Annotated in this window: 18 protein-coding genes; 14 read left to right on the forward strand and 4 right to left on the reverse strand. The window is 60.1% G+C overall.

Annotated features, from left to right (window positions below; translation table 11 throughout):
* Positions 1–62: 62 nt before the first annotated feature.
* On the reverse strand, positions 63–389 hold the full coding sequence (erpA, locus tag D1222_RS10440) for an iron-sulfur cluster insertion protein ErpA (RefSeq protein WP_119454212.1): 327 nt from the start codon (positions 387–389) through the stop codon (positions 63–65).
* Here erpA and D1222_RS10445 point away from each other — a divergent pair.
* The 11 genes from D1222_RS10445 to D1222_RS10495 all read left to right on the forward strand — a co-directional run bounded on the left by D1222_RS10445 (position 388) and on the right by D1222_RS10495 (position 9,766).
* Positions 388–1,590, forward strand: coding sequence for a deoxyguanosinetriphosphate triphosphohydrolase (locus D1222_RS10445; RefSeq protein WP_233348676.1), 1,203 nt, complete (start codon positions 388–390; stop codon positions 1,588–1,590). The two genes, erpA and D1222_RS10445, sit on opposite strands and share 2 nt — an antisense overlap.
* Positions 1,591–1,690: 100 nt before the next feature.
* Positions 1,691–2,503, forward strand: a complete 813-nt coding sequence (locus tag D1222_RS10450; protein ID WP_119454213.1) for an SPOR domain-containing protein — start codon at positions 1,691–1,693, stop codon at positions 2,501–2,503.
* A complete protein-coding gene (nagZ, locus tag D1222_RS10455) occupies positions 2,500–3,543 on the forward strand; it encodes a beta-N-acetylhexosaminidase (protein ID WP_119454214.1) in 1,044 nt (347 codons plus the stop codon). Before D1222_RS10450 ends, nagZ begins: the two co-directional genes overlap by 4 nt.
* Positions 3,540–4,358, forward strand: coding sequence for a segregation and condensation protein A (locus D1222_RS10460; protein WP_119454215.1), 819 nt, complete (start codon positions 3,540–3,542; stop codon positions 4,356–4,358). The genes nagZ and D1222_RS10460 overlap by 4 nt, the downstream gene beginning before the upstream one ends.
* Positions 4,355–5,137, forward strand: coding sequence for an SMC-Scp complex subunit ScpB (gene scpB, locus D1222_RS10465; RefSeq protein ID WP_119454216.1), 783 nt, complete (start codon positions 4,355–4,357; stop codon positions 5,135–5,137). The genes D1222_RS10460 and scpB overlap by 4 nt, the downstream gene beginning before the upstream one ends.
* Positions 5,138–5,220: 83 nt before the next feature.
* A complete protein-coding gene (tatA, locus tag D1222_RS10470) occupies positions 5,221–5,469 on the forward strand; it encodes a twin-arginine translocase TatA/TatE family subunit (RefSeq protein ID WP_182481950.1) in 249 nt (82 codons plus the stop codon).
* Between the two features lie 23 nt (positions 5,470–5,492).
* On the forward strand, positions 5,493–5,969 hold the full coding sequence (gene tatB / locus D1222_RS10475) for a Sec-independent protein translocase protein TatB (RefSeq protein ID WP_119454218.1): 477 nt from the start codon (positions 5,493–5,495) through the stop codon (positions 5,967–5,969).
* Positions 5,966–6,808 (forward strand): twin-arginine translocase subunit TatC, encoded by an 843-nt coding sequence (gene tatC, locus D1222_RS10480; RefSeq protein ID WP_119454219.1) that lies wholly within the window; start codon positions 5,966–5,968, stop codon positions 6,806–6,808. Before tatB ends, tatC begins: the two co-directional genes overlap by 4 nt.
* Before the next feature lie 92 nt (positions 6,809–6,900).
* Positions 6,901–8,199 carry a serine--tRNA ligase gene (gene serS / locus D1222_RS10485; RefSeq protein WP_119454220.1) on the forward strand — a complete coding sequence of 433 codons (1,299 nt, stop codon included), beginning with the start codon at positions 6,901–6,903 and terminating at the stop codon, positions 8,197–8,199.
* A 164-nt stretch (positions 8,200–8,363) separates the two neighbouring features.
* On the forward strand, positions 8,364–9,125 hold the full coding sequence (gene surE / locus D1222_RS10490; RefSeq protein WP_119454221.1) for a 5'/3'-nucleotidase SurE: 762 nt from the start codon (positions 8,364–8,366) through the stop codon (positions 9,123–9,125).
* Complete coding sequence (locus D1222_RS10495) at positions 9,122–9,766, forward strand: protein-L-isoaspartate(D-aspartate) O-methyltransferase (protein ID WP_182481951.1); 645 nt, start codon at positions 9,122–9,124, stop codon at positions 9,764–9,766. Before surE ends, D1222_RS10495 begins: the two co-directional genes overlap by 4 nt.
* Before the next feature lie 8 nt (positions 9,767–9,774).
* Here D1222_RS10495 and D1222_RS10500 read toward each other — a convergent pair whose 3' ends face one another.
* Positions 9,775–10,128, reverse strand: a complete 354-nt coding sequence (locus D1222_RS10500; protein ID WP_119454223.1) for a Kazal-type serine protease inhibitor family protein — start codon at positions 10,126–10,128, stop codon at positions 9,775–9,777.
* A 103-nt stretch (positions 10,129–10,231) separates the two neighbouring features.
* Positions 10,232–11,149, reverse strand: a complete 918-nt coding sequence (locus tag D1222_RS10505) for an SDR family NAD(P)-dependent oxidoreductase (protein ID WP_119454224.1) — start codon at positions 11,147–11,149, stop codon at positions 10,232–10,234.
* A gap of 146 nt (positions 11,150–11,295) precedes the next feature.
* Here D1222_RS10505 and D1222_RS10510 point away from each other — a divergent pair, with 146 nt between their 5' ends.
* Positions 11,296–11,664: a VOC family protein gene (locus tag D1222_RS10510; RefSeq protein ID WP_119454225.1), complete on the forward strand. Its 369-nt coding sequence runs from the start codon at positions 11,296–11,298 to the stop codon at positions 11,662–11,664.
* A gap of 82 nt (positions 11,665–11,746) precedes the next feature.
* Here the strand turns inward: D1222_RS10510 and D1222_RS10515 are convergent, their stop codons facing one another.
* Positions 11,747–12,016 carry a hypothetical protein gene (locus D1222_RS10515; RefSeq protein ID WP_119454226.1) on the reverse strand — a complete coding sequence of 90 codons (270 nt, stop codon included), beginning with the start codon at positions 12,014–12,016 and terminating at the stop codon, positions 11,747–11,749.
* A gap of 151 nt (positions 12,017–12,167) precedes the next feature.
* On the opposite strand from D1222_RS10515, the gene D1222_RS10520 reads away from it, so the two are divergent.
* Both D1222_RS10520 and D1222_RS10525 read left to right on the forward strand, forming a co-directional pair.
* Positions 12,168–13,451: a NupC/NupG family nucleoside CNT transporter gene (locus D1222_RS10520; protein ID WP_119454227.1), complete on the forward strand. Its 1,284-nt coding sequence runs from the start codon at positions 12,168–12,170 to the stop codon at positions 13,449–13,451.
* A 242-nt stretch (positions 13,452–13,693) separates the two neighbouring features.
* On the forward strand, positions 13,694–15,646 hold the full coding sequence (locus D1222_RS10525) for a TonB-dependent receptor (protein ID WP_267896091.1): 1,953 nt from the start codon (positions 13,694–13,696) through the stop codon (positions 15,644–15,646).
* The last annotated feature ends 53 nt before the right edge of the window (positions 15,647–15,699 follow it).

The following is a 15,699-nucleotide window of genomic DNA, read 5'->3' on the forward strand; positions in this document are numbered from 1 at the left end:
GCAGAAGAAACCCTCACACGCGGGGCGTGTTCCAAAAAATGCAGGAAACGCCTGTCAGCTGATCAGAGAGAAAAGCTCGTCCCGCAGCCGCAGGCCGCGGTGGCGTTCGGATTGTTGATCTTGAACGCTGCGCCGATCAGCTCGTTCGAGAAGTCGATTTCGGAGCCGCGCATGAATTCCATGCTCATCTCATCGACGAGAACGCGCGCGCCATCGCGCTCGACGATGATGTCATCGTCGTTCTTCGTGTCCTCAAGGTCGAACTTGTAGGAAAAGCCCGAGCAGCCACCACCTTCGACTGACACACGAAGGTAGTCCTTGCCGGACTGTTTCGCCAGAATCGCATTAATGCGCCGGGCAGCATTCTCTGAAAGGGTGACGTCGGTCATGAGTCACAAGATAGGTAAACCTGCGCTTCCAGAAAAGAGAGCGGTGTTTGCGACACTGTGGGAAACCTCTCGCGGGCGTTTCCACGAAGAGGCTGAATCGGCCACCCGCACGCCGTTTCAGCGCGACAGGGACCGCATCATCCACTCTTCCGGATTTCGTCGCCTGAAGCAGAAAACGCAGGTTTTTGTGGCCCATGAGGGCGATCACTACCGCACGCGGCTCACTCATTCTCTTGAGGTTGCGCAGATCGCGCGCTCCGTTGCACGCAGGCTTGGTGTCGATGAAGATCTCGCAGAGGCGATGGCACTGGCCCATGATCTTGGCCATCCGCCCTTTGGCCACGCTGGTGAAGACCAGCTCGACGCCTGTATGGAGGCCTATGAGGGCTTCGATCACAATGCGCAGACCCTGCGCGTCGTGACACGGCTGGAACAGCGCTACCCCAACTTTGACGGCCTGAACCTGACATGGGAGATGCTGGAAGGGCTTGTGAAGCACAACGGCCCGCTGATTACCGACGGCACGCCTGTTTCCGCGCTGCCGGCCGCGTTCCGCGACTTCCCGCAGCTTGAGCGGCTGGAGCTTGACCAGTTCGCGGGCCCGGAAGCTCAGATCGCAGCGCTGGCGGACGACATCGCCTATAACAATCACGACATTGATGACGGCATCGCGGCGGGCCTTTTCACCATCGACGACATGCTGCACCTGCCAATGGTCGGAGATGTATTCCGGTCGGTGCGCATTGAGCATCCGGTGCTCGATACGCAGCGGACCGTTTATGAAGCGGTGCGCCGACTGATTGGTCTCTGGGTCGATGATCTTGTGACGGAGACGAGCGCCCGCGTGGCGAAGTACAATCCCCAATCTGCCGCTGAAGTGAGAGCGCTGCCAGAGCCTCTGGTCGCCTTCTCAGAGGATTTTGACGCGCAGCAGAGGGCGCTGCGGGCCTTCCTGTTTGAGCGGATGTACAAGCATTACAAGGTCAATCGGATGCGCAGTCAGGCCAAGCGTGTGCTGAAAGAGCTGTTTGAGCTTTTCCTCGCAGAGCCAGACATTCTGCCGCCGCCGCTGCGACAGGACGCTGAGCAGGCGCCAGAGGCGCGCCGGGCAAGGCTGGTCTGCGACTATATCGCTGGCATGACTGACAATTACGCCATCGACCTGCACCGAAAGGTTTTCAGCATTGAGGGCATTGTCTGAGCGGCCAGCAGGGCGAAGGACACGCTGATTCAAGGATCGTTAACAAAGCACTGGCAATTTCTTAACCAATAATCAAAGGCGACGAAGGGGCAGGCGTGCGATGAGCCACGGCAGCAACAGATACGACTACGCGTCCTATGAGGATGAATATCGCGGCTTCGAGATCCGCGACGACGAGTCTGCGCGTGGGCCGCTGATCCTCGCTTTGGCGATCGGGGTGCTGATCGTCTTCGCGGCTGTCGTCTGGAACACCTATCGCCAAGGGCTTCGCGAAGAAGATGGCGAGCTGCCAATGGTCCTGGCGGACGCTGAGCCATTCAAGTCGGTGCCAGAAGACCGCGGCGGCATCCAGATCGAGGACCTCGACCGCAGGCTTTACGACAATATGGACGGGTCGACCCGCCCGCCAGAGCCACAGCCTGTCGCTGGCGAGCGCGAGCTTGCCATGCTGGCAGGCCCGCCAATGGACCTTCGCGGTGGGTCTGGTTCAAGCTCATCGCAGGGCGCAGCCCCGGCAGAGGTGCAGGCAGATGACCTGCCACCGCTGGAGCAGCCAGTGCCAGTCGCCAGCGAAGAGCGCCATGATGAGCCTGCGATCGACCCGGCACCACCTGTTGAGCCGGTCAGAAACAATGGGCGCTTTGCCTTCACCGCCAATGGGCCATTCCTTGTCCAGATATCGGCCGTTCGCACGCAGGCAGCCGCTGACGAGGCGTGGAGCCGCGTCCTGAGCCGCTATCCGGATGTGTTTACCGGTGCCCAGAAAGTGGTCGAACGCGCTGATCTTGGCGCAGATGGCATCTTCTTCAGGGTCAGGGCAGGGCGCTTTGATACACGAAGCGATGCAAGCGAATTCTGCGAATCCTATAAACGTGCTGGTGGAGACTGTATCATCACTCGCGAGACGCCATGACCAACAAGGCTTGTATATTGAGCATTTCGGGGCCGGTTCTTCAAAAGGAGGAATCGGCCCTTTTCGCAGATCAGAAGCCCTGGGGCGTGATCCTCATGGGCAGGTCCTGCCAGACGCGCGACCAGGTGCGTCGCTGCGTAGACGATATCTGGGAGGCGGTTGGCCGCGAGATCCTGATCTTCATCGATCAGGAGGGCGGCCGCGTCGCGCGCCTGAAATCGCCTGAATGGCCGCTCTTCCCGCGCGGGGAGCTCTATGGTGAGCTTTATGGCCGCGACAGGGAGCTCGGGCTGGAGGCGACCTGGCTGGGCTATCGCCTGATGGCGGCGGAGCTGACGGCTATGGGTATCCACGCAGACTGCGCGCCGGTGTGCGACCTGCCGCAGCCGGGCGCGCATGACGTTATCGGCGACCGCGCATTCGGCACCGATCCGGATGTGGTTGGAGCGATCGCGACGGCGGCGCTGAAGGGGCTAGAGGATGGCGGCGTTGCGGGTGTGATCAAGCACATTCCCGGCCATGGCCGCTCGACAGCAGACAGCCACCTGGAGCTGCCGCGCGTCACGGCAGGCGACAATGAGCTCGCCTCCGATTTCGCCGCCTTTGCCCATGTTACCCATGCGCCAATGGCCATGACAGCCCATATTTCCTATGATCATTTCGATGAAGGACGTGCTGCGACGGTCTCTCCAATCATGATTAATGAGGTCATCCGGAAGCGAATCGGGTTTGATGGTCTCCTTATGACAGACGATCTTGGCATGCAGGCTCTTGGCGGAACGCTCACCGAGCGCGCTGACGCGTCCATTGCGGCGGGCTGCGATATGCTGCTCCATTGTTCAGGCTTCATGCATGACGCTGACGCTATCCTCACGGAAATGCGTGAGGTTGCCGAAGCTGCGCCTGAACTCTCTGGCAAGGCACTTGCGCGTGCTGAGGCTGCAGAAGCCGCGGCTCAGCGTGAAAAGCCGTTCGACGTCGAGGCAGGCTGGGCGCGTTTCAAATCGCTCATTCCGAACACAGGCTCCATTAGCGTATGAGTTCGCAACTTGTATCCAGCGACCTGATCGACCGCGATGACCTCGAAAACGGGGATTATTTCGCGGTTGATATCGATGGATATGAGGGGCCGCTTCACCTGTTGCTGGACCTTGCGCGCCGTCAGAAGGTCGACCTTCTGAAAGTGTCGATGCTGGAGCTGGCGAACCAGTATATCGACTTCATCGAAGACGCCCGGAAAAAGCGGATCGATCTTGCTGCTGACTATCTCCTGATGGCGGCATGGCTTGCCTTCATGAAGTCGCGCCTGCTGCTGCCGAAGTCTGAGAAGGCCGCCAATGATGAGATCGATGGCGAGGAGATGGCTGCGCGGCTCGCCTTCCGCCTGAAGCGACTTGAGGCGATGCGCGAGGCTGGCGAGGAGCTGATGGATCTCGCCCAGCTTGGGCAGGAAGTGTTCCTGCGTGGGGCGCCTGAACAGCCGCGCGTTATCAAGCATACCGAATACGATACATCGCTCTGGCACCTGATGCAGGCCTTTGGCGGTATCCGTCAGCGCCGCGAAGACGCCGCCCCGCACAAGGTTGTGCATCAATATGTTCTGCCACTGGAGCATGCGCGCGACTCGCTCAAAAGCTTGAGCAAGATGATCGATAGCTGGGCCAGCCTTGATGAACTTCGCCAGCGCATGAAGGATGTCGCAGGCGACATTCCTCCCCGCTCGGTCACAGCGAGCGTCTTTGCGGCCGCACTGGAACTGGCGCGCGATGGCGACATTGAGATTCGGCAGGGAGCTCACTTCCAGCCGCTTTACCTGCGCGGCAGCCAGGACAGACAGGAAGGGATAGGCGGATGACCGCAATACCCCGTTTTGAAAACGAGAAGCTGGAAGACGCGCCGGAGGAAATCCGAGACGCGGTACGCCAGCTATCGTTTGCCTATAAGCGCTCTGAAGAGCTGCTGAAGCGTGAAGCTGAAGGCGGCGCCGATGTTATCGCAGACGCACTCCGCCGGGCTGAAGCCATTCTTTTTGCTGCGGGTGAGCCGCTGAGCGCCGAACAGGTCGCTGAAGTGCTTCCGCAAGGTATCGATGCTGCAACCGTTCTGATGTCGCTCAAGGCGGCCTACGCCCATCGCGGCGTGACGCTGGTCGAAGTGGCTGGCAAGTGGCGTTTCCAGACGGCTGAAGACCTTGCCTATCTCTTCGTTGAAGAACGTCAGGAGCAGAAGAAACTGTCTCAGGCTGCGCTTGAGACGCTCGCCATCATTTCATACGGTCAGCCGGTTACGCGCGCCGAGATCGAGGCCGTGCGCGGCGTTGCCGTATCCAAGGGTACGATCGACCAGCTGATGGAAGCGGGCTGGGTCAAGATCAAGGGACGTCGCCAAACGCCGGGCCGCCCGGTGACCTATGGCACGACGAATGGCTTCCTGGAGCATTTCGGGCTGGAAAGCCTCGATATGCTGCCCGGCCGCGCCGAGCTGCAGGCTGGCGGTCTCCTCTCTGACGTCGTTCCGGCTGATTTCGACCCGGGCGACATGGATATGCCTATGTCGGATGGCGAAACCGACGACCACGCCAATGATGAGGACGGCGCCTTCATGACCGACTTCATGGATGGCGAGGACGATTGACCGCACGCCTTTGTGTGATCGTTACCCATTGAGACTTATCTGGATGGGCGCTACTTGTTCAGAAGAACTTCTGGAGACCTTCCATGGCCCCTAGCTGGATGCAGCTTCTTATCGTGCTGATCGTTGCCCTTCTGCTGTTTGGCGGACGTGGGCGTATTTCATCCATCATGGGTGACATGGCCAAAGGCGTCCGCAGCTTCCGCAAGGGGCTGAATGACGATGAGGAGGCAGACAGCGAGGACAAGGAAAAGTCCAAACAGTCGCGCCACCTCAGTGATGACAAGATGGTGAACGTCACGCCTGAGAAGGACAAGTCGAAAACCTCCAGCTGACAGGCAAGTGAGGCCGGCTAAGCATGCTTCCACAATTTGGTCTCACCGAGTTCATGCTCGTGGCGATCGTCGCATTGATTGTCGTGGGTCCGAAGGACCTGCCGCTGATGATGCGCAAGCTCGGCCAGTTCGTCGCCAAGGGCCGCGCAATGGCGCGCGAATTTCAATCCGCTTTCGATGACATTGCCCGCCAGGCGGAGCTTGATGAGCTGCGCAAGGAAATCGAGGATCTTCGCCGCGACAATGCGCTGACCGAAGCGGTCAATGACATGAAGAAGGCCGAAAGCGACATCAATCGCCGCGTCATGATGGAAAACCCCTGGCCTGAAGCAGGCAAGGAAGGCGGACCTGGCGTCGTTGCGGACGACAAGGCGGCGCCAGCAGTGTCCGGCGAGAGCGCTTCGAGTGAGAAGCCCGCTTCGACGGATGAGAAGGCCAAAGCCGAGCCGGACGCACCAGCCAAGCCTGACGATGATGGCAAGAAGGCTGCGTCCTCATGAGCAAGGACATGCGGGCCGACGAGCAGCCGAACTTCACCGATGAAGACAACGAGATGGAATCGTCGCGCGCGCCGCTGCTCGACCATCTTATCGAGCTGCGCACCCGGCTGATCTGGTCGATTGCGGCGCTGGCCGGGGCGACGCTGCTCTGCTTTTTCTTCGCGCGGCCCCTCTACAACATCCTGCTCGACCCGCTGGTTCAGGTTGCCGAGATCGAGCGCGGTGAGACGCGCTTCGAGCTGATCTATACCGCGCCGCTGGAAGTGTTCTTCGTCGAGCTGAAGCTCGCGCTATTCGCCGGTGTGTTCGTCGCCTTTCCGGTGATGGGCTGGCAGATCTATTCTTTCGTGGCGCCGGGCCTCTATAAGCGGGAGAAGGGCGCTGTCCTGCCGTTTCTCATCGCCGCACCGGTCCTGTTCCTGCTTGGTGCATTGTTCGTCTATTGGGTCATGCTGCCGCTGATTTCGAACTTTGCGCTTTCGTTCGAGCAACAGGCAGCAGAAGGCCGCGCGGCCATCACGCCGCAGATCAAGGTGTCGGAATACCTCTCGCTTGTCATGGCGCTGATGCTGGCCTTTGGATTGAGCTTCCAGCTGCCCGTCGTGCTCAGCCTGCTCGGTCGGGCAGGGATCATTGGCAGCGACACGCTGCGCTCTGGGCGCAAATATGCCGTTGTCGGCATTCTGGTCGCGGCCGCCTTCTTCACGCCGCCTGACCTTATCTCTCAGGTGATGCTCGCTGTGCCCGTCTTCCTGCTCTACGAGATATCGATCATCTGCGTCTCCATGATGGAGAAGAAGGCAGCTGAGGACGAAGCGATCGACACAGGCGAAAATTGACGGCCAGAGGTTCAGTTCAGACGGTTCCGCTTGCGCGCCAATTAGACTAGACGCATCGGCAAGACACAAAGAACTGCCTGAAAGCCCAACCAATGTTCGATCTGCGCGCCATTCGTGAGAACCCCGACCACTTTCGCAAGGCCTGGAACCGGCGGGCGTCCGGCCTGGGCGACAAGGTCGACGACATCCTCGCCCATGATGCGGCCCTGCGTCAGGCACTGACGGACAAGCAGGAGGCCGAAAGCGCACGCAACGCCAATTCCAAGCTGATCGGCAAGGCGAAGGCGAGCGGCAATGAGGCCGAGTTCGAACGCCTTCGCGATGAGGTCGCCGAAGCCAAGAAGACCATCGAGGTCGCCGGTGAGCAGGAAGAGGCCGCCCGCAACGAGTTGGATGATCTGATCCTTGGCCTGCCGAACCTACCGCTGGAGGAAGTTCCGGAAGGCAAGGACGAGGCAGATAATGCCGAGCAGAAGAAGGTTGGCACGCCAACCGCGCTCGCCTTCGCGCCGAAGGACCATGCTGACCTTGGTGAAGCCCTTGGCATGATGGACTTCGAGACCGCCGCCAAGATGTCTGGCTCGCGCTTCGTCGTCCTGCGCCACCAGCTTTCACGGCTGGAACGCGCGCTCGCGAACTATATGCTGGACGTCCAGACGGGCGAGCATGGCTATCAGGAAACCAGCCCGCCATTTCTCGTGCGCCCGGACGCGCTTGAGGGCACGGGCCAGCTGCCGAAATTTGGTGAGGATTCCTTTGAGACGACCGATGGCATGTGGCTCATCGCCACCTCGGAAATCTCACTGACGAATACGGTTCGCGAAGAAATCCTTGAGGGCGACAGCCTGCCGCGCCGCATGACCGCACACACGCCATGCTTCCGTTCGGAAGCCGGCAGTGCAGGGCGCGACACGAAGGGCATGATCCGACTGCACCAGTTCAACAAGGTGGAGCTTGTCTCGATCGTGAAGGACGAAGCCGAAGGTCTTGAAGAGCTGGAGCGCATGACGCGCTGCGCCGAGACGATCCTGGAGCGGCTGGAGCTGCCATACCGGCGCATGCTGCTTTGCACGGGCGATATGGGTTTTGGTGCCCGCAAAACCTATGACCTCGAGGTCTGGCTTCCGAGCCAGGATACCTATCGTGAGATCAGCTCGTGCTCCTATTGTGGTGACTTCCAGGCCCGCCGGATGAATGCCCGCTGGCGTGCCGCGCCGAGCGCTGACAATCCAAAACCGAAACCTGAATTCGTTCATACGCTGAATGGCTCTGGCCTTGCCGTTGGCCGTACGCTCGTCGCCGTGCTGGAGAACTATCAGCGCGAGGATGGCACGATTGGCGTCCCGGCTGTCCTCCAGCCTTATATGGGCGGGCTTGAGGTGATTGGGTAGGTCACTTCCCGTCTCCCCACCGAAAGGTGGGGCCCATGGCGGCTGGAAACTTTTGTCTCAACCGCCATGGATCCCAGCTTGCGTTGGGAAGGCGGAATAAGAAGTAAGCTGAATGAACCTCATCCTGAGCTTGTCGAAGGATGTGAAGCGAGCAGGATAAGCGAATGAGAATTCTCCTCACCAATGATGACGGGATCCATGCGCCGGGACTATCGGTGCTGGAGTCGATTGCGAGAGAGCTCTCTGACGACATCTGGATCGCCGCGCCTGAGGTCGAGCAGTCTGGTCAGTCGCGATCCATCACGCTGACCCAGCCTGTGCGCACGCGCGAAGTGCGTGAAAAATGCTGGGCTGTCATGGGTACGCCGACCGACTGTGTGCTTCTGGCGGTGCATGATTTGATGCCGGAAAAGCCTGACCTCATCCTGTCCGGCGTCAATCGCGGCCAGAACATTGCTGAGGATACGAGCCTCTCAGGCACGATCGCAGGTGCCATGTTCGGCATGCATCTCGGTGTGCCGTCCATCGCGCTCAGCCAGGCTCAGAGCTTTCGCGAGCGCGGCTCTCTACCTTGGGAAACCTCGAAAAGCTGGGGCGCCAAGGTGATCAAGCCGCTGATCGAGAAGGGCTGGCCGGATGATGTCGTTATGAACATCAACTTCCCGGACCGTGAGCCAGAAGATGTCGCTGGTATCGAGGTCACCCGTCAGGGCTTTCGCGACGAGCAGATCATCCACACCGAACGGCGCGAAGATCTGCGCGGCAATGACTATTTCTGGATCGGCTTCAAAGGCAGGCTGTCGCGTCCGCCGGAAGGCACTGATCTGAGAGCGATCTATGAGGGGCGCATTTCCGTCACGCCGCTACACGTGGACCTCACCCACAACCGTTACCTCGAAACCCTCAAGGCCGAGTGGAAACAGTGAGCACTGACCCGTTTCGCGCCGCACGCTTCATCCTGCAGCTCCGCCAGCAGGGCATACGGGACGATGCGGTCCTGTCGGCAATGGAGACTGTCGACCGGCGGGATTTTATCGACAAGTCGCTGCACAAGCTTGCGGCCGAGGATGCCGTCCTGCCACTGCCTTGCGGTCAGGTACTGCCCAAGCCGCTGACTGTGGCGCAGCTGCTTACTGCGCTGGAGATGACGCCGGGCGGCAAGGAAAACTATCTGCTCATCGGCGCCGGGAGCGGCTATACCGCCGCGCTCATGTCGAAACTCGCCGGCAAGGTCTGGGCAGTCGATCGCTTCAAGACGCTGGTCGATGCAGCGCGGAGTAATCTGGAGGCGCTCGGCATCCGGAATGTCAGCCTTCGTCAGGCAGACGGGTTTGTTGGCTGGCGCGAGCATGCGCCTTACGACCGCATCCTTGTCACGGGCGCAGTCACGAAAATCCCTGAAGATCTTTTCGCGCAGCTCGCTGCGGGCGGGAAAGTCGTTGCGCCGGTAATCGGCGTCGACGGTCGCCAGACCCTTCGCATCGTCACCAAGGTCGGCGCACGTAGTCACTCACCGCTTGCCGAGCCGCTCTTGCCACTCGTTGAAGGACTGGCTGAGGCGCTTTAGCACCCGTCTCAGCTTGCGGGACACTCACCCTGCGAGGCGATGCTGACGCCGGCTGCGGCCGCCGTGCAGGCATTGCCATATGTCTTGCCATCGCAGCCGCAGACTGGGTCGTACTGCTGGGTGCAGATTTCAGGGCGACGTACGCAAGTGCCTGCGCTGTCTGCCACGCGCTTGCAGGAGCCAGCGCTGTGTTCGCAATACAGGCCCTCGGCGCAGGCCAGTCCGGCGATGCCGCCGCACATCTCGCCTTCCGCTCGCGAACGGTCCGGTACGGGGGCCGAAGGGCCACCGTCAGACGGGACTGGAGCTGGCTGGCAGGCCGCGAGCAGGAACAGGCTGGCGGTCAGAAGGGCAAGGCGCATGTCATTTCCTCCGAAACGGTGTGGCTGAAAATGATTGGGCCACGCCTGCAGCCTGAATGCAAGCTGCGGGCGTGGCCCATAATCTTCTTCTTGTCTGGCTGAACTAGCCTTTTGCGCCCTCAGCGAGGAGGCGGAAGATGTTCTGACCGTGCTCGCCGCCAGCGTTGAAATGCGTCTGGGTCGACTTGTCGGTGATCTGGTCCCACTTGGCGGCAACAGCTTCGGCGGTGAGGGCGTCGCCCTGTCCAACGAATGCACCATTGGTTTCGACGATTTCCGCCATGGAGAACGCGCCAGCGCCAGCCGACAGGACCATGCCGGTCGGGGCGTCGTCCTTGACGAGGTTCATCACGCCCGGCGTGACATATTCCGGCTTCAGCTGCTTCAGGACTTCTTCAGGCATCAGGCCTTCGGTCATGCGGGTTGCAGCGACTGGGCAGACAGCGTTGATCTTGATATTGTTTTTTGCGCCTTCAATCTTCAGCGTGTTCATCATGCCGACGAGGCCGAGCTTGGCGGCGCCATAATTGGCCTGACCGAAGTTGCCGTAGAGGCCGGTCGAGGATGTCGTCACCACGATGCGGCCGAAATTCTGCTCTTTCATGATGTCCCAGGCCGCCTTGATCGGCTTGAAGGAGCCCATGAGGTGGACGTCGACGACGAGCTGGATGTCTTCCATCGTCATCTTGGAGAAGGACTTGTCGCGCAGGATGCCTGCATTGGCGATCAGGATGTCGATGCGGCCCCACTTGTTCATGGCGTCGTCGATCATCTTTTTCACGCCGGCATCGTCGGTGACCGAAGAACCGTTCGCGATGGCTTCGCCGCCGAGCGCTTCGATTTCCTTGACGACTTCATCGGCGGCTGCCGAGCTGCCGCCCGAGCCGTCCATCGATGCGCCGAGATCGTTCACGACGACCTTTGCGCCGCGGCGGGCGAGTTCGAGCGCGTGACAACGGCCAAGACCGCCGCCTGCACCGGTGACGATAGCGACTTTGCCGTCAAAACGAATGTCTGCCATGGGGTATCTCCTGACTGAGGTAAAACTTGACGGTCAGCCTTGCAGCACCCGCTCACGTAAACGTCAAGCATTCGCGCTGGGGAAGTGCTTGCTGGCGCGGGCCCGGCATGCTGCAACAGCGCTCAAGATCAGCAAGGAGGACTGACATGCTCGCTTATGTGACGCTCGGCTCGAACAATATCGAGAAAGCCCTGGAATTCTATGACGGCTTCATGCCGACGATTGGCGCAAAGCGCTTCTTCGACAATGGCCGTCTCTATTTCTATGGCACCGGCCCCGGCCAGCCCATGCTGGCCATTGGTGGCCCTTACGACGAAAAAGCTGCCACGGTTGGCAATGGCGTGATGCCGGCGCTGGCCTGCGCCGACAACGAAACTGTCGACAAGGCCTATGCGAAAGCCATCGAACTAGGCGCGACGCCAGACGGCGAGCCCGGCAAGCGCATGCCGACCTTCTATGGCGCCTATTTCCGCGACCCGGATGGCAACAAGATTTGCGTCTGCAAGCTCGGCTAGTCACTGGACTCTTGCCGCAAACGAAAGCCGCGGGGCCGATATGGCGCCCGCGGCTTTTTGTTGGTCTGGTTTCAGTAGGCAATCAGGCCGCTTCGACCTTTTGCTCCAACTTGTCATCGTGGAGGAGGCGCTTCACCGCCTCATCGATATAGCGCAGCAGCGGCTTGCCATCGGTCTCCGGCTGACGGTTCGCCCAGTCGCTATGGGCCTGGCGAAGCTCATTCAGCTTTTCCATCTTTTCATCGAGGGCAGCTGATGAGTTCATCACGCCGTCGACTTTGTCAGTCGTGACCGGGCGTGGCTCCATATTGACCTTCTGGTCGCGTAGCGGGGTGAAAGTCTTGCGTTTCATGTTCGCTCCTTCGTTTCCAGTGTTTGCTTACCCCTGAACAACGTGCTGGCAGACGCACCGTTCCGACAGATGATCTGACTCCCAGGTCTGGTGGATGTGAGGGACGCGCGATAAGGCAGTTAAGGATAGAGGGCATCAGGGAGTTAGCCGGATGGAATGGGGCTGGGACAATGCGCGCGCACTTCTGGGGATCGCGCTGATCTTCGCAATCGGCTGGGGCCTGTCTGAAAAGCGCAGCCAATTTCCATTGAGGCTCGTTCTGGGCGCGGTGGCCATGCAGTTCGCCTTTGCGCTCCTGCTGTTCGGTATTCCGTTCGTACGAAGCCTTCTTTTCAAGGCGAACTTCATCGTAGACGCGCTTCAGGAAGCGACACGCAACGGCACCAGCTTTGTGTTCGGTTATGTTGGCGACAACCAGGCCGCCAGCGCGATCATGACGGGCGATGCGCCGCCGCTCTTTTTCTTCCAGATCCTGCCGGTGGTGATCGTGGTCGCCGCGCTGTCTGCGATCCTCTGGCACTGGCACATCCTGCGCTGGATCACGAAAGGCTTTGCTTTCATCTTCCGCAAGCTGATGGGGCTTGGCGGGGCAACCTCGCTCGCTGTGTCAGCCAACGTCTTCATGGGCATGACCGAAGCTCCGGTCCTTGTGAAACCATACATCAAGGGCATGACGCGGTCCGAAATCTTCATTCTGATGACGGCAGGTTTCGCGACGATCGCTGGCTCGGTGCTGGTGATCTATACGACTTTCCTAGACGGCGTGATGGCCAATCCGCTGGCCCAGCTGCTGACCGCGTCGATCATTGCCGCGCCTGCAGCGGTCGCCATGGCGCTGGTCATGATCCCTGAGACGACGGACCCGTCAGAGCGCGCGCATGAGCCGGACTTCAAATACAATTCGACCATGGATGCGTTCGCGACGGGCGCCGCTGATGGCCTGCAGATCGTCCTGAATATCGCGACGATGCTGATCGCGGCGCTGGCGCTGCTCTGGCTCGTGAATGCCGGTCTTGGTGCACTGCCTGCGGTAGGCGGTGAGCCGCTCTCGATACAGCGTGTCCTTGGGTGGATCTTCTCACCGCTCATGTACATGATCGGTGTGCCTTGGAGCGAAGCGCCGCTTTCCGGCTCGCTCATGGGCATCAAGACGGTGCTGACCGAGTTTGTCGCCTTCATCGAACTCGGCAATGTGCCGGTCGAAGCGATGGACCCGCGCACCCGCATCATCACGGCGCACGCCATCTGTGGCTTTGCGAACTTTGGCTCTATCGGCATCCTGATTGGCGGCCTGAACATCATCTGCCCTGAACGCCGCTCGACCTTCCTAGAGCTGGCCTGGAAAACGCTGATCGCTGGTACGCTCGCGACCTGCCTGTCCGGCGCGGTGGTCGGTGCCCTGCCGGTGCAGCTGTTCACAGGTGCAGCAGGCTGACGCAGCGTGTGGGGTCGTCAGGCATGGGCCTGCGACCTACACTCTGGAACTCGTGTGTTTCTGATTTCCCGGGTTCTTTCATGCCGTCACGCCTCCTGCTTGCAACAACTGCCAGCCTTGCCCTTGCGCCTTTAGCGGGCGCGCAGGAATCTCGACGGCTGCCAACTTGCGATGAAATCGATCCGCCTTACTGGGGCGAAACCACCAACGGATATCACGTCATATACTGTTGGGGGCAGAAGCTGTATGATCCCGTTCTTGTCTACGGGGACCGAACAGTCTGGCAACCAGGAAGCGTCGCCACTCTTGACGAGGACGTCATCGCCACGGTGAATGCAGATCATCCCGCGCAGATTCTCAATGAGCTGCCGGGCGTGAATGTGCAGATGAATTCGGGGCAGGAGCATCTGATCGCGCTTCGTTCGCCTGTACTGACGGGCGGCGCAGGGCAGGGAAGCTTCCTGATCCTGCAAAATGGTGTGCCGACGCGCTCGCCGGCCTTTGGCAACGTCAATTCGCTGTTCGAAATCCACCATGAGGTGGCAGAGACAATCGAGATTGTGCGAGGGCCGGGGTCGGCCAAATATGGTTCGAACGCGGTGCATGGCCTGATCAATGTGATCCTTGGTTCGCCGCAGACAGGCACCTATGCCGATGCGCGCCTCTCCGGATCGACGCTCAACCGATACAAGGCGGACATTACCGGCAATCTCGACGACACGGCGCGGGTGTCGCTCTCGCTTCAGGACGATGCAGGCTGGCGCGATTTTACCGGCGTCGAGCAGCAAAAGCTGTCGGCGCAGTACGCGTTCAACGTCGCCGGCTGGGATGGGCTCGCCTTTATCAGCGCATCCAACCTCAATCAGGAAACGGGTGGCTTCATTGAGGGGTACAAAGCGTATCGTGACGATGACATTGTTACGCAGAACCCGAACCCCGAAGCTTACCGCGATGCGCAATGGGTCATGGGCGCCGTTCGCCTCTCTCGCGAAATTGGCCCCGGTGAGCTGACATTGACGCCATTCTATCGCTGGCAGGAGATGGAGTTTGCCCAGCACTTCCTGCCGAATGGCGGCATCGAAGAGAATGGGCACGACGCGTTCGGCCTTCAATCCAAGTATGAGTTTGCGGCGAGCGACGCTGTGATGCTGCGCATCGGCGCTGACGCGGACATTGCGTCGGGCTGGCTGAAGGAAACCCAGCTGGAGCCGTTTGGCTTCTTCCCGGGCGATCGCCGTTTTCCGGTAGGCGTGCATTATGACTACACCGTCGACACGACCGTGCTGGCCTTGTGGAGCGAGGCCGAGTGGGCCGTGTCCGATGAGCTGAGCATTCTCGCGGGGCTGCGCGGTGAAACGCACGATTACGACTATAAAACGGACGTACCGCCTGGGCCGAACGGCCGGTTCCTCGTGCCAGCTAACCGTGAAGACAGCTTTGATCTGTTGACGCCAAAACTCGGTGCGATCTGGGCTCCGGGAGACGGATCTATCAGCTACTACGCCAACTATTCGCGCGGCGAGCGGGCACCACAAGCGTCTGATCTCTACCGTCTTCAGAGCCAGCAAGGCATTGCCGAAGCCGAAGTCGAAACGATGGACAGTTTTGAAATTGGCCTTCGCGGCACGGCGCTCGGCGGAGACATGTTCTTCGATATCGCGGCGTACTCTGCCGAGAAAGAGAACTTCTTTTTTCGCGATTCCGACGGGCTGAATGTCACGGACGGATCAACCCGCCATACCGGCGTCGAAGCGCAGGCGAACTGGTTGGTGAACGAAGCGTTCACCATATCGGGCACGGCGAGCTATGCCGAACACACTTATACATTCGACCGCATTGTGGCTGCGGGCTCCGAAGTGATCCGCGATGGTAACGAGGTGGACACTGCGCCGAACTGGCTCGGCGACATCCGCCTGACGTGGCATCCCACAGAGCGGTTCGAGGCTAGTCTCTCGGCTGACTATATCGGTGAGTACTATGTCGATCCTGGCAATACGCAGACCTATCCGGGGCATACATCAACGCATGCGCGCGCATCCTACGCCTTTACCGAGACGCTCGAAGGTTTCGTGATTATTCGCAATCTGTTCGACGTCAATTATGCGGACCGGGCTGATCTTGCTTTTGGCAACAATCGCTATTTTCCGGGTGAGCCAATGAACGCGACGTTTGGGGTCAGGAAGCGGTTTAACTAGCTGACTGGCCCGTTTTTCGACCTCCCAGCTGTCGCTGGGGACGCGGGGTGTGT

Source organism: Henriciella algicola, assembly GCF_003576245.1.
GTDB lineage: Bacteria > Pseudomonadota > Alphaproteobacteria > Caulobacterales > Hyphomonadaceae > Henriciella > Henriciella algicola.